At 72.5% G+C, this 13,683-nt stretch carries 12 protein-coding genes; 11 read left to right on the top strand and 1 reads right to left on the bottom strand.

The window, feature by feature from the left end; translation table 11 throughout:
- Together MED15_RS00060 and MED15_RS00055 are read left to right on the top strand one after the other, a co-directional pair.
- A complete protein-coding gene (locus MED15_RS00060; protein ID WP_112734903.1) occupies window positions 1-570 on the top strand; it encodes an RNA polymerase sigma factor in 570 nt (189 codons plus the stop codon).
- Window positions 567-1,628, top strand: a complete 1,062-nt coding sequence (locus tag MED15_RS00055; RefSeq protein ID WP_112734514.1) for a hypothetical protein — start codon at window positions 567-569, stop codon at window positions 1,626-1,628. Before MED15_RS00060 ends, MED15_RS00055 begins: the two co-directional genes overlap by 4 nt.
- 58 nt (window positions 1,629-1,686) lie before the next feature.
- Here MED15_RS00055 and MED15_RS00050 read toward each other — a convergent pair whose 3' ends face one another.
- Window positions 1,687-3,093, bottom strand: a complete 1,407-nt coding sequence (locus MED15_RS00050) for a KamA family radical SAM protein (RefSeq protein WP_112700295.1) — start codon at window positions 3,091-3,093, stop codon at window positions 1,687-1,689.
- Window positions 3,094-3,234: 141 nt separating this feature from the next.
- Here MED15_RS00050 and kdd point away from each other — a divergent pair, with 141 nt between their 5' ends.
- From kdd to MED15_RS00005, 9 genes are all read left to right on the top strand, one after another.
- Complete coding sequence (gene kdd / locus MED15_RS00045; RefSeq protein ID WP_112587997.1) at window positions 3,235-4,296, top strand: L-erythro-3,5-diaminohexanoate dehydrogenase; 1,062 nt, start codon at window positions 3,235-3,237, stop codon at window positions 4,294-4,296.
- Between the two features lie 4 nt (window positions 4,297-4,300).
- Complete coding sequence (locus tag MED15_RS00040; RefSeq protein ID WP_112734513.1) at window positions 4,301-5,866, top strand: amidohydrolase; 1,566 nt, start codon at window positions 4,301-4,303, stop codon at window positions 5,864-5,866.
- The gene (gene kamD / locus MED15_RS00035; RefSeq protein WP_091398261.1) at window positions 5,863-7,422 is read left to right on the top strand and encodes a lysine 5,6-aminomutase subunit alpha; all 1,560 of its coding nucleotides are present in this window, start codon (window positions 5,863-5,865) and stop codon (window positions 7,420-7,422) included. The genes MED15_RS00040 and kamD overlap by 4 nt, the downstream gene beginning before the upstream one ends.
- Window positions 7,419-8,174: a lysine 5,6-aminomutase subunit beta gene (gene kamE / locus MED15_RS00030; RefSeq protein ID WP_112587992.1), complete on the top strand. Its 756-nt coding sequence runs from the start codon at window positions 7,419-7,421 to the stop codon at window positions 8,172-8,174. Before kamD ends, kamE begins: the two co-directional genes overlap by 4 nt.
- Window positions 8,171-8,563: a 3-aminobutyryl-CoA ammonia lyase gene (gene kal, locus MED15_RS00025; protein WP_112587990.1), complete on the top strand. Its 393-nt coding sequence runs from the start codon at window positions 8,171-8,173 to the stop codon at window positions 8,561-8,563. The genes kamE and kal overlap by 4 nt, the downstream gene beginning before the upstream one ends.
- Window positions 8,560-9,897 carry a glutamate mutase L gene (locus MED15_RS00020; protein ID WP_112587988.1) on the top strand — a complete coding sequence of 446 codons (1,338 nt, stop codon included), beginning with the start codon at window positions 8,560-8,562 and terminating at the stop codon, window positions 9,895-9,897. Before kal ends, MED15_RS00020 begins: the two co-directional genes overlap by 4 nt.
- Before the next feature lie 479 nt (window positions 9,898-10,376).
- Window positions 10,377-12,080 carry an apolipoprotein N-acyltransferase gene (gene lnt / locus MED15_RS00015; RefSeq protein WP_112734512.1) on the top strand — a complete coding sequence of 568 codons (1,704 nt, stop codon included), beginning with the start codon at window positions 10,377-10,379 and terminating at the stop codon, window positions 12,078-12,080.
- 34 nt (window positions 12,081-12,114) lie between these two features.
- A complete protein-coding gene (locus tag MED15_RS00010; protein WP_244220309.1) occupies window positions 12,115-12,924 on the top strand; it encodes a polyprenol monophosphomannose synthase in 810 nt (269 codons plus the stop codon).
- Window positions 12,925-13,016: 92 nt separating this feature from the next.
- Complete coding sequence (locus MED15_RS00005) at window positions 13,017-13,535, top strand: FxsA family protein (protein WP_112587984.1); 519 nt, start codon at window positions 13,017-13,019, stop codon at window positions 13,533-13,535.
- Window positions 13,536-13,683: the final 148 nt, after the last annotated feature.

The following is a 13,683-nucleotide window of genomic DNA, read 5'->3' as shown; positions in this document are numbered from 1 at the left end:
GTGAGCTCCGGCATTGAGTACTACGAGGACCGCTTCCGGCGCGTCTACCTTGAGCACTTCGAGCCGTTGTTGGCGTACGCGCTGAGGCGTGTCGCGCATCCCGAGGACGGGGCCGACGTCGTCGCGGAGACCTTCCTGGTCGCCTGGCGGCGCAGGCATGACATTCCGGCCGACGACGAGGCTCGGCTCTGGCTGTACGGGGTGGCCCGGCGGGTGCTGGCCAACCATCACCGGGGTGGGGTTCGCCGCCAGCGGCTGGGTGAACGGCTACGTGAGCAGATCGCCGCCGCGGTCGCCGCCGATCCGGGCAGTGAGGTGCCCGAGCGGCTCGCTGTCCGGGCGGCGTTGGCGGGTCTGGGTGAGCTGGACCGTGAGGTGTTGATGCTCACCGTGTGGGAGGGCTTGCAGCCGCGCGAGGTGGCCGCGGTCCTCGGGGTCGGTCCCGCCGTGGTGCGGACACGACTGTCGCGTGCGAGAGCCAGGCTGCGGGAGATGGTCGGTGATGACCTCGGGCCGCCTGGACATGTACTCGACGTGCTGACCGCAGCCACCCGGAAGGAGCAGAGATGACCGAGGAACACTTTGACCGGCTGGTTCGAGAGGCCGATCCCGCTCGGCTGGACCTCGTTGGACAGCTCGACGGGGTGAAGCAGACCCTCCTTGGCGAGATCATGTCCGAGTCGACGCTCGGTCGGTTCGTGCAACCACCCCGACGGCAACCGAGAGTGCGTCGCTTCGCTGGCGTGGCGGCGGTGGTCGTGGTCCTCGCCGGGGTCCTGGCCGTCTCTGTTCTGCCGGGCGAGCCCGGAGAGGTCGGGGAGGTGGCTTCCGCTCCCAGCGCCGGTGCTCCGGTCGTCTACTCGCCGGTGGCGATGCGGGCCGCGGAGAAGAATCCGCGGCTGCTGATCAACCAGCCCGGCTGGAAGGCGACCACCGTGTACGGGTTCACCCAGGAGATGGGCACCATCACCTTTCGCAAGGGTGGACGCGAGTTGGAGTTCGACTGGTATTCGGCTGACGGTTACGCCGACCGTTACGCCGACCGGCTCCACGTCAATCGTCCGAAGGCTGTGCAGGTCGATGGCTGGCCGGGTGACCAGTTCGAGTATTCCGCCAGCGACTTCGAGGTGTTGCTCCGTCCCCGTGACGGGGTCTTCGTCGAGTTGCAGACCGGGGGTGACTGGTCCCGGAAGGAGTTCGCCCGGGTCCTCGCCAATGTGGTCCGAGTGGATGCGCGTACGTGGTTGGGTGCGCTTCCGCCGGAGGTCGTCATTCCCGAGCGGGCGTTGGCGCGGGCGGCCGAGGTGCTCGCGGACGTGCCGCTCCCGCCGGGCTTCGACGTGGCGGCGCTGGTTGACGTCGGCATCAACGATCCCTACCAGTTCGGTGCCGCTGTGACGTCGCGGGTGGGTTGCGGGTGGATCGCTGAGTGGCAGCGCGCGAGGGCGAGCGGGGACGAGGCCGGGGTGCGGCGGACCGTCGAGGCGCTGCGGAGCAGCCACGGGTGGCGGGTGCTGCGGGACATGGACAAGGCCGGTGACTGGCCGGAGGTGTTCTGGGAGTACGCCGACGAGATCGCGACCGGGACGCTGCGGGCCAGCTATTCGCAGGGTCTGGGCTGCGCCTGACCACGGAGTGCGCGACACCCCCGGGAGTGGTCTCCCCGGGGGTGTCGTCGTCGGTGGGTCAGTCGTCGCGGTGGTCGTTCCACCACTGCTGGCCGTCGGCGGGCAGGGTGTCGATCGGGTCGTAGTAGGCGTAGCGCTTGTTGAGCGCCTCCAGGTCGGCGGACTCGATGGAGGTGCGGTAGTTCTTCGTCCAGTAGGAGATGCCGCGTTCGCGGTCGTAGTCGGTGAGCATGTGCACCCAGCGCTTACCGACGAAGGGCACGTCGCAGACGATCCGGGGGGTGGCGTAGCCGGGGAGGTAGCCCATGATGTCGTGCTGGAGCTGCTGGGCGTGCCAGACGGGGACCCGCCAGTGTTCGGCGTTGGGGATCATGTCGCACATGTAGAAGTAGTACGGCAGGATCCCGGCTTCGCCCTGGAGCGCGAAGCAGAGGTCGAGCAGTTCCGGGGTGGTGGCGTTGACGCCGCGCATGAGCACGCCCTGGTTGCGGACGTCGCGGACGCCGACGTCGAGGGCGGTCTGGGCGGCCTTGGCGACCAGTGGGGTGAGCGACTGGGCGTGGTTGACGTGGGTGTGGATGGCGAGGTTCACGCCGCGGCGGGCGGCGGTGCGGGCCACCCGCTCCAGGCCCTCGACGACGTCGGGCTGCAGCCAGTGTTGGGGGAGACCCATGAGGGCCTTGGTGGCGAGCCGGATGTCGCGGACCGTCTCCAGTTCCAGCAGGCGCATGAGGTACGACTCGAGGTTGCGCCAGGGGACGTTGGCCACGTCGCCGCCGGAGACGACGACGTCGCGGACGCCGGGGTGGGCCTTGAGGTAGGCGATGTGGGCGTCGTAGCGGTCGACGGGCTTGAGGGTGAGCTTGAGTTTGTCGACGGCGGGGGTGGAGTTGCCGACGAGGTCCATCCGGGTGCAGTGCCCGCAGTACTGGGGGCAGGTGGAGAGCAGCTCGGCGAGGACCTTGGTGGGGTAGCGGTGGGTGAGGCCTTCGGCGACCCACATGTCGTGCTCGTGCAGGCTGTCGCGGCTGGCGTAGGGGTGTGACGGCCAGTCGGTGCGGCGGTCGGAGGCGACCGGGATCATGTAGCGGCGGATGGGGTCGGCGAGCAGCGCCTCGGTGGTGAGGGTCGCGAACGGCACCATCGTGTTGATCATTTGTGGTGGCACCAGCATGGACATGGTGGCCAGGGCCCTCTGGTCGGCCTCGAGGTCGGCGTAGAAGGTCTCGTCGATCAGGTCACCGAAGACGGCGCGGAGCTGCTTGATGTTCTTGACGCAGTTGACGCGCTGCCACTGGGCGGATTCCCACTGGTCGCGGGTGACGTGGCGCCAGCCGGGGAAGCGGGTCCAGTCGGGTTCGACCAGGGGGCGGCGGTGGTACTCGTAGGGCTGCCCGGCGGTCGGTACGGCGACCGGGGCGTGACGGGGTTGAGGGATGGTCTCAACCGGTTGGGTCTGGGTCACGGCCCCTCCTCGGTGTTGCGGCTGATCATCGAAGCCCGAAGGCTACTGGAAAATATTCGGTACAGAAACTAGTCTGCCGTAAGTTTTCCCGTTACGCGAGCCTTGACCGGGGCTTCGAACGGCTGGCAGGGGGAGGTTGGCGTGACGTCACCGGTGGGACTGCACCGCGTCGTGCAACCGGCGGGGGTGCTGCCGCAGGCAGCCTGGCGCCTGGACACGTCGGCGGCGATCGCGCCGAACGAGGTGCGGATCCGGGTGCAGCGGCTCAACCTGGACGCGGCGAGCTTCCGGCAGCTGTCGGAGAAGCACGGCGGGGACGGTGACGCGGTCCGCGCAGAGGTGCTGGAGATCATCTCCACGCGGGGGAAGATGCAGAACCCGGTGACCGGGTCGGGCGGGATGCTGATCGGCACGGTCGAGGAGGCCGGTCGGCGGTCCCCGCTGGGGCTCAGGGCGGGGGAGCGGGTCGCCACCCTGGTGTCGTTGACGTTGACGCCCCTGGTGATCACGGACGGGTTGGCCCGCTGGGACGGGCGCAGCGAGCAGGTGCCCTGTGACGGGTGGGCGATCCTGTTCGCGCGCTCCATCGCCGCGGTGCTGCCCGACGACGAGGACCCCCAGTTGTCCCTCGCCGTGCTGGACGTGTGCGGGGCGCCCGCGCTGACGGCCCGGGTGGTGTCGCGCTACGTCGAGGATCGTCGGCGTAGCGGTGATCCGACGCCGGTGCGGGTCGCGGTGATCGGTGGGGCGGGTAAGAGCGGGTCGCTGTCTCTCGCGGCGGCGCGACGGGCGGGCGCCGCGCGTACCGTCGGGGTGGTGCCGGTGGCGGCGGAGCGCGACGCGCTGACGGCCGCCGGTCTGGCGTCGGTGGTGGCGCTGGCCGACGCGCGCGACCCGGTGGGGTTGTCCACGGCGGTGACCACCGCGCTGGGGGTGCCGGCGGACGTGACGGTGGTCTGCGTGGACGTGCCGGGGTGTGAGCACGGGGCGGTGCTGGCCACCGCGGACGGCGGCACGGTGATCTTCTTCTCGATGGCGACGAGCTTCTCCGCTGCCGCGTTGGGCGCGGAGGGGTTGGCGGCGGACGTGACGATGCTGGTGGGCAACGGGTACGTGCCGGGGCACGCGGAGTTGGCGCTGGGGCTGCTGCGGGCCGAGCCGGGGGTGCGTCAGCTGTTCGCGGCGCGGGTCGCGGCAGACTGAGGTCATGACGAACCCCTCGACGTTGTATCGCGGCGGCGTGCTGCACTGCCCCGCCGACCCGAGCGCCACCGCGCTGCTGGTGTCCGGTGGGCGGATTGCCTGGTTGGGGACCGACGGTGACGCGCCGCCGGCCGACCGGGTGGTGGACCTGGGCGGGGCGTTGGTGACGCCTGCGTTCGTCGACGCGCACGTGCACGCCACCGACACCGGGTTGGCGTTGTCCGGCTTGGCGTTGTCCGGGGTGCGCTCGGCGGGGCAGCTACTCAACGCGGTGGCGGGGTTCGCGGCGGGTCTGCCGGCGGACGCGGTGGTGCTGGGGCACGGCTGGGACGAGTCGGGTTGGTCGGATCCGACGTTGCCGGACGCCGCGGCGCTGGACCGGGCGGCCGGTGGTCGGCGGGTGTACCTGTCGCAGGCGTCGATCCACTCGGCGTTGGTGTCGTCGGCGTTGCTGGCGGCGTGCCCGCAGGCGGCGCAGGCGGCCGGGTACGACGCGTCGGGCTGGTTGCGGCGCGACGCGCACCACGTGGTGCGGGCGGCCGCGCAGGCGTCGGTGAGTCGGGCCCAGCGCGTCGCGGCGCAGCGGGTGGCCCTGGCCCACGCGGCGTCGTTGGGGATCGCGGCGGTGCACGAGTGTGGTGGCCCGGAGATCTCCGACGAGGAGGACTTCACCGGTCTGCTGGGGATCTCCGGGGCGGGGTTGCCGGAGGTGTACGGGTACTGGGGTGAGTTGGGTGGCGCGGCGCGGGCCCGGGAGTTGGGCGCGGTCGGCGCCGGTGGGGACCTGTTCGCCGACGGGGCGTTGGGCTCGCGCACGGCGCACGTGTCGCAGCCGTACGGCGACGGTGACGGCTGCGGGCACGGGTACCTGTCGGTCGAGCAGGTGCGCGATCACCTGCTGGACTGCGCGGCGCACGGCATGCAGGGCGGTTTCCACGCCATCGGTGACGCGGCCATCGGAACGGTCCTCGACGGGTTCGCGGCGGCGGCGCGGACGGTGGGGGTGGAGCGGTTGCGCGCGGCCCGGCACCGCATCGAACACGCGGAGATCATGAGCAAGGCGTTGATCGCGCGGTTCGTGGAGTACGGGGTGGTGGCGAGCATGCAGCCGGCGTTCGACCGGTTGTGGGGTGGCGCGGGCCGGATGTACGAGACGCGGTTGGGGTTGGACCGGTCGTTGGAGTCGAACCCGATGGGTGCAATGCACTCGGTGGGGGTGGCGTTGGCGTTCGGGTCGGATTCGCCGGTGACGCCGCTGGACCCGTGGGGGTCGGTGCGGGCGGCGGTGGCGCACCACAACCCGGCGCAGCGGATGAGTGTGCGTTCGGCGTTCGCGGCGCACACCCGGGGCGGGTGGCGGGCGGTGCACCTGGACGTCGAGGGGGTCCTGGCGTTGGGTGCGCCGGCGACGTTCGCGGTGTGGTCGACGCCGGCGGGGGTGGAGCGGGGTCTGCCGGTGTTGCAGGCCGAGGACCCGGAGGCGCGGGGTCCGGACGACCCGACGCCGCTGCCGGTGTGCCGGCGTCTGGTGCTGCGCGGTGAGGTCATCTATGAGGAAGGGTCATCATGACCGGGAAGCTTGATCTTGATCCGGTGCTGGTGGCGCGGGCGCGGGAGTTGGCGCGTCGGGCCGGGCAGCCGGTGGTGGACCTGGCGCGCAGCCACACCACGGTGTCGGTGGAGCGGGCGGTGCTGCGGTTGGCCGGGGTGACCGGCGCCGACCCGGACGGCATTCCGTGGGTGAACCGGCTCGTCGACGCGGTCGCCGCGGACGTGGGGTTGGGTCACGGGGTGGCGGTGCCGGTGTTCGACGCCCTGGTCCGTGAGGGCAGCACCGACGTGACGTTGCTGGCGCAGAAGGCCGCGGCCGGGTCGGTGCGGTTCACCCAGCCCACCGGGCGGGCGGCCACGGCGGCCCGGTCGGCGGCGCGCAAGGCCGTCGGCGCAGGCATTCGGCGCATCGACCGGCGGCGCGCCGAGCGGGACCGGCTGGTGAAGCGCCACGGCGACCCGGCGCAGCGGCCGTGGATCTACCTGATCGTCGCCACCGGCGACATCTACGAGGACATTCCGCAGGCGCAGGCGGCGGCGCGCGCCGGCGCGGACGTGATCGCGGTGATCCGTTCCACCGGGCAGTCGTTGCTGGACTACGTGCCCGAGGGCGCGACCCGGGAGGGCTTCGCCGGCACGTACGCCACCCAGGAGAACTTCCGGCTGATGCGCGCGGCGTTGGACGAGTCGTCGAAGGAGGTGGGCCGCTACGTGCGGTTGACCAACTACGCCTCCGGGCTGTGCATGCCGGAGATGGCGACCCTGGCCGGGTTGGAACGCCTCGACATGATGTTGAACGACTCGATGTACGGGATCCTGTTCCGCGACATCAACCCGGTGCGCACGTTCGTCGACCAGCGGTTCTCCCGGCAGGTGCACGCCCGCGCCGGGATCATCATCAACACCGGTGAGGACAACTACCTGACCACCGCCGACGCGGTCGACGAGGCGCACACGGTGACGGTGTCGCAGCTGCTCAACGAGTTCTTCGCGCACGAGGCGGGGTTGGCGGACTGGCAGTTGGGGTTGGGGCACGCGTTCGAGATCAACCCGGAGGTGCCGGAGTCGTTCCGGTTGGAGTTGGCGCACGCGTTGCTGGCCCGGGAGTTGTTCCCCGACGCGCCGTTGAAGTGGATGCCGCCGACGAAGCACATGACCGGTGACGTGTTCCGGGGCAACCTGCTCGACGGGTTCTTCAACCTGGCTGGCGCGCTGACCGGTCAGGGCATCCTGCTGGTGGGGATGATGACCGAGGCGGTGGTGACGCCGTGGTTGTCCGACCGGGACATCGCCCTGCAGAACGTGCGTTACGTCCTGGGCGCGGCCGGTGGGCTGCACGAGGACTTCGTGCCGGCGCCGGGCGGGTTCATCCGTCGCCGCGCCAACCAGGTCCTCGGTGAGGCACTGGACCTGCTGGAGCGCATCGGGGAGCAGACGCTGCTCACGGCGATCGCCGAGGGCACCTTCGGGATCATGAAACGGCCCGCGGACCGCGGCAAGGGCCTGTCCGGGGTCGCCGCGCACGAGGCCGACTACTGCAACCCGGCCACCGACATCCTGGAGGCGGCGGCGTGAGCGGGGAGAAGCAGATCGTGCGCCCGTACGGGGACACCACCGGTGACGGCATGGTGCAGGTGTCGTTCACCCTGCCGGTGGCCCACGACAAGCGCGCCGAGGGCGCGGCGGTGCAGTTGGCCAACAAGATGGGCATCGACCCGGCGATGGTGGTGCACGCCAAGCCGATGGGCGACGGGTTCACGTTCTTCGTCGTCTACGGGCGGGTCAACCACCTGGTCGACCTGGGCGCCGTGCAGGTGGTGGAACGGGACTTCGCGCTGCTGTCGGCGAAGGACGTCAACACGGTGATCAAGCAGCGGTTGCGGCGCAAGCTGTCAGTGGTCGGGGCGTGCATCGGCACCGACGCGCACACAGTGGGCATCGACGCGATCCTCAACGTCAAGGGCATCGCGGGGGAGAAGGGCCTGGAGTACTACCGGGAGTTGAAGGTCACCAACATGGGCGCGCAGGTCAGCGTGCCGGAGCTGGTGGAGACCGCCCGGGCGGAGAAGGCCGACGCGGTTCTCGTGTCGCAGGTGGTCACCCAACGCGACGCGCACCTGCACAACACCCGGGAGATGTCCGCCGCGTTCCGGGAGGCGATGCCGGCGGGACGGCGGCCGCTGCTGATCGTCGGTGGGCCCCGCTTCGACGAGACGATGACCGACGAGTTGGGCGTGGACCGGATCTTCGGTCGGGGCACCACGCCCGGCGAGGTGGCCAGCTACCTCGTGCACGCCCTGATCACGCAACGGAAGGCGATGGCATGACCGACGCACGACTCGGGTTGACGGTGACGCACCGGCGGTATGTGCCGTACTCGCACGCCCACTACGCCGGCAACCTCGTCGACGGGGCGTACGCGCTCGGGTTGTTCGGCGACGTCGCCACTGAGGTGTGCATCCGCACCGACGGCGACGAGGGCCTGTTCGCCGGATACGCCGACGTGCGCTTCCACGCGCCCGTCCACGCCGGGGACGTGGTCGAGGTCACCGCGCGGGTGGCGCGGGTGGGCACCCGCAGCCGCACCCTGGAGTTGAGCTGCGCGGTGGTGTGCCGGGGTCGCCCGGACCGCTCCGCGTCCGCCGCCGAGGTCCTCGACCCGCCGATCGTGGCGGTCACCGCGACCGGCACCGTGGTCGTCCCCGCCGCGTCGTGACCCTGGCGGTCTGCGCCGACGTCGGCTCCACGTACACGAAGGTGGCGGTGGTGGACCTGGCCGCCGGTGTCCTGGCCGGCGCGGCGTCGGCGCCCACCACTGTGGGCACCGACGTGCTGCACGGCCTGGACGCCGCGGTCGCGGCGGCCACCGCCGGGCTCGGCGTGCGCGACGTTCCCTGGTACGTGTGCTCGTCGGCCGGTGGTGGGCTGCGGCTGGCCGTGATCGGCTACGAGCCGCTGGTCACCGCGCAGGCCGGCCGGCGGGTCGGGTTGTCCGCCGGCGCGCACGTGGTGCACGTCGCGGCCGGGCGACTCGGCGCCGCCGACCTGACAGCGTTGCGGGCGGCCCGCCCGGACGTGGTGCTGCTCGTGGGCGGCACCGACGGCGGCGACGCCGACACGATCACCCACAACGCCACCCGCCTGGCCCGGGCCCGGTGGCGCCGGCCCGTGGTGTACGCGGGCAACGCCGACGTGCGCGAGGAGTTGACCGGGCTGCTGCGTGACGCGGGTGTGCCGGTGACCGACGCCGACAACGTCCTGCCGCGCATCGGGGTGCTCGCCCCGGCGTCGGCGCGGGCGGCGATCCGCGCGGTGTTCCTGCGCCACGTCATCGGCGGTAAACGACTGTCGCGGGGTGCCCGGTTCGCGCGGTTGGTGCGGGCGGCCACCCCCGACGCGGTGCTCACCGGTGTGGAGGTGCTCGCCGACACCCTCGGCGGTGACCTGGCCGTGGTCGACGTGGGTGGGGCCACCACCGACGTGTACTCGGTGCTCACGCCCGACGAGCGGGCCACCGGGCCGGGTCGGGAGGTCGCCGGCAGCCTGTGGCGGGCCCGCACCGTGGAGGGCGATCTGGGCATGCGGTGGAGCGCCCCCGGGGTGGTGCGGGCCGCCATGGAGGAGCGGCTGCTCGCCGCCGGCGAAGCCGACGATCTGGCCGCCGCGGCGGCGCGACGGGCGGCCGACCCGGCGTTCCTGGCCGTCGACGACGTCGAGCGGGCCGTGGACCGGCGTATCGCCACCCTCGCCGCGACGGTGGCGCTGCGCCGGCACGCCCGGGGCGCCGCCACCGGTGAGCGGGCCGGGCGGGACCTGCGCGACGTGCGGATGCTGGTGGGCTCCGGTGGGGTGCTGCGGCACTCGCCGGCGGACGTGTCCGGGCAGGTGCTGACGGCGGTCCTGGCCGACCACGCCGGCGGGTGGGCGCTGCCGCGCGCCGCCGCCGCGGTGGTCGACGCCGACTACGTGTTGGCCGCCGGAGGGCTGCTCGCCGAGGAGCACCGGGCGGCCGCGCAGTCGCTGCTGCGTCAGCATCTGCGTACGCATTGAGACTCGCCGACCCGACACGCCGTGTCGCAACACACGACAGGCCGGCTGCGGGTTGACAACCGACGGGGGTCGGCACGTACCGTCTTTGAGTCCTACCACGGGAAGCGGCTGTTGTTCGCTTCGTCCCTTCGTCCGCTGGCCGAGCGACATGTTTGAGCGTCATCGTCGCGGCGGCCAGGTCCAGCGGGCGGGGGTCGGCGGGGCGGCGCGAACCGGCCGCGGTTACCGGTGTACGGGCAGGGTGAGGTGCACGGCCAGTAGACAACGGCCCGGCGGGGGCAGCCAGTCCACGTCCGGTCGGTCCGAAGGTCGTCGTGCCCCATCCTCGCCACACCGGCCGGGAAGGGCCTGGGAGCATCGGGGCGCGGCGCGAGCCGCGCCCCGATTTCATGTCCCCCGGGCGGTTCGTGCCCGACGGCCCGACGCGGCCGGTTCACCCGCCAGCCAGGTAACCTTCGCCCCGTGATCGAGGTGAAGCGGTGACGACCCTGGACCGGGATGAGACGCACACGCCGGCGGCGCTGCCCCGGCCGGTCATTGCCGGTCGGCCGCTGCCGCTGCGGGCCGCCGTACCCCTGGCCGTGGCCGCCGGGCTGGCCCTGCTGATGGCGTTCCCCCCGTACGGGGTGTGGCCGCTCGCGCCGGTCGGGGTGGCATTGCTGGCCGCCGCCGCGCACCGGCGGCGGTTGCGCGCCGGCGCCGGCCTGGGCTTCCTGACCGGGGTGGCGTTCTTCGCCCCACTGCTGGACTGGACGAACCTGCACACCGGCTACCTGCCGTGGGTGCTGCTGTCGCTGCTGCAGGCCGGCTACCTGGCGCTGCTGGGCGCGGCCACCGCCTGGGTGTCGCCGCTGGTCGACCGCGCCCGCTGGGCGTGGCCGGCGCTGACCGGGCTGCTCTGGGTCGGGCAGGAGGCGCTGCGTGACCGCACCCCGTTCGGCGGGTTCCCGTGGGGGCGGTTGGCGTTCAGTCAGGACAGCTCACCGCTGCTGCGGCTGGCCGCGCTGGGCGGCGCCCCGTTGGTCACCTTCGTCGTGGCCCTCATCGGCGGGTTGCTGGTCACCGCCGTCTGGCGGGGCTGGGTCACCGCCCAGCGCCACGCACCTGAGCACACCACCACGCCGAGCGACGCCGTGCCGGGCTCTGACGGCCCGCTGGACGGCCCTGCACCCGCCGGGGGTGCGGTGGCGCGGCGGTGGACGCCTGTGGTCGTACCGGCCGTCGTGGCCGTCGCGCTGACTGCCGGGGGTCTGCTGGTGCCGGTCGCCACCGCCGGGTCCGGCGACACCGTCACCGTGGCGATCGTGCAGGGCAACGTGCCACGGCTGGGCCTGGACTTCAACGCCCAACGGCAGGCGGTGCTCAACAACCACGTCGACGCCACCATCGAACTGGCCGAGCGGGTCGCCGACGGGCAGCAGCGGCGACCCGACCTGGTGGTGTGGCCGGAGAACTCCAGCGACATCGACCCGCTGCGCAACCCCACCGCCGGTGCGCGCATCTCCCAGGCCGCCGACACCATCGGCGCGCCGATCCTGGTCGGCGCGGTCCTGCTGGGCCCCGACGCCGGGCAGGTCCGCAACGCGGGCATCCTGTGGCGCCCTGGCACCGGCGCGGACCTCGAGCAGCTGTACACGAAACGCCACCCGGTGCCGTTCGCCGAGTACGTGCCGCTGCGCGACGTGGCCCGGATGGTCAGCAAGAAGGTCGACCTGATCCGCAACGACTTCGTGCCCGGAAGCACCCCGGGCGTGGTACGCGCCGGGCCCACCGTGCTCGGTGACGTGATCTGCTTCGAGGTCGCCTACGACGAGGTGGTCCGCGACACCGTCACCGGCGGCGCGCAACTGCTGGTGGTGCAGACCAACAACGCCACCTTCAACGTGGCGGAGGCCCGCCAGCAGATGGCCATGGTGCGGCTGCGGGCGGTGGAGCACGGACGTCCGGCGTTGATGGCCTCCACGGTCGGGGTGTCCGGGTTCGTCGCACCCGACGGGCGGGTAAGCGATGCCACCGGGTTCAACACCCGGGAGGTCGTGGTGCGGCAGTTGCGGCTCGACGACGGACGCACCCTCGCCACCCGCCTCGGCTGGTGGCCCGAGGTGGCGCTCGCCGCGCTGGCCGCGGCGGCCCTGGTCGGCGCGGCGGTGCTGCGTCGGCGGCAGCGGGTCAGGCCCGGATAGCAACAGCCGGTACGCCGGCGGGAGCGGAGGAACCGTGATCCAGGCGACCGATACGATCCGACGCGCGGACGAGGTGCCCGGGGTGGGCCGGGTGCTGGTGGTGATCCCCACCTACAACGAGGCCGACAACATCGCCGTGATCGTGGGCCGGGTCCGGCGGGCCGCCCCGGCGGTGCAGATCCTCATCGCCGACGACAACAGCCCCGACGGCACCGGCGCGATCGCCGACGCCCTCGCCGACGGCGACGCGCACGTGCAGGTGCTGCACCGCCAGGGCAAGCAGGGCCTCGGCGCGGCGTACCTGGCCGGGTTCGGGTGGGCGCGCGAGCGTGGCTACCAGGCGGTCGTGGAGATGGACGCGGACGGCTCGCACGCCCCGGAGGACCTGCCGGCGTTGCTGGACGCCGCCCGCGACGCCGACGTGGTGATCGGCTCCCGGTGGACCAGGGGCGCGCGGGTGCTCAACTGGCCGCTGCGGCGGCTGTTGCTGTCGCGCGGCGGCAACCTGTACGCGCGCCTGGCGCTGGGCATGCCCGTCTCGGATGCCACCGGCGGTTACCGGGTGTACCGGATCAGCGCGTTGGACGCCATCGACCTGGATTCGGTGACCTCGCAGGGCTACTCGTTCCAGGTGGAGCTGTCGCGGCTGGCGCACCGGGCCGGTGTGCGGATCGTGGAGGTGCCGATCACCTTCGCCGAGCGGGAACGCGGCGACAGCAAGATGAGCCCGAAGATCGTGGCCGAGGCGCTGTGGCGGATCACCGCCTGGGGGGTGCGCGACCGGCGCCAGGCGGTGCGCCGGGGCCTGCACGGCACCGCCACCGGCCAGGCACGGTGGCCGTGAGCGGGTCAGGCACGGTGGCGGTGAGCGCGGCCGTGTCATGCTGGATGAGCGGAACACGTCCGTGGTGTCCGCAGGAATGGCGATGAGGTGAGATGCGCCGAGGACTGAGGTTCGTACCGTTGGCCCTGTTGCTGGCGGTGGTGCTGGAGCTGGCGGTGTTCGTCGGCGTGGGGCGGGCGCTGGGGTTCGGCGTGGCGGTGTTGCTGGTGTTCGCCGCGTCGCTGCTGGGGTTGGTGCTGCTGCGCCGCGAGGGGATGCGCGCCTGGCGTGGTTTCCGCGCCGCGGCGGCGGCCGGGCAGCCCCCGGGTGGTCAGGTGACCGACGGGCTCGTCGGTCTGGCCGGTGCGCTGTTGCTGGCGGTGCCCGGCCTGGTCAGCGGAGTTGTCGGGTTGCTGCTGCTGGTGCCGCCGGTGCGTCGACTGGCCCGCGCCGGGGTGCGCCGCGCCACCGAGCGGCGGGTGTCGTCGATGGTCGCCGGTGACCTGTTCGGGCCCCGCACGGTGCGGGTGCGCCAAGGTGCGCCGCAACCGGCCCGGCAGCCGGAACAGCCGGTGGTGGTCGACGGCGGTCGGGCCATCGAGGGCGAGATCGTCGAGCCCGGCCGGCACTGAGACCAGGCCGCCTGCACCGCGCTCAAGGCAGACACGACGGCGCCCCCGGGGAAACCCCGGGGGCGCCGTCATCGTGCGTCGTGCGGCTCAGGCGCGGCCGCGGCGGGTCCGAACCTCCTGCAGGCGCTCCTCCAGGATGTCCTCCAGC

The organism is Micromonospora noduli (genome assembly GCF_003264475.1).
GTDB classification, from domain to species: domain Bacteria; phylum Actinomycetota; class Actinomycetes; order Mycobacteriales; family Micromonosporaceae; genus Micromonospora; species Micromonospora noduli.
The sequence above is the reverse complement of the archived record's forward strand: the minus strand, read 5'-3'. Positions and strand labels throughout refer to the sequence as shown.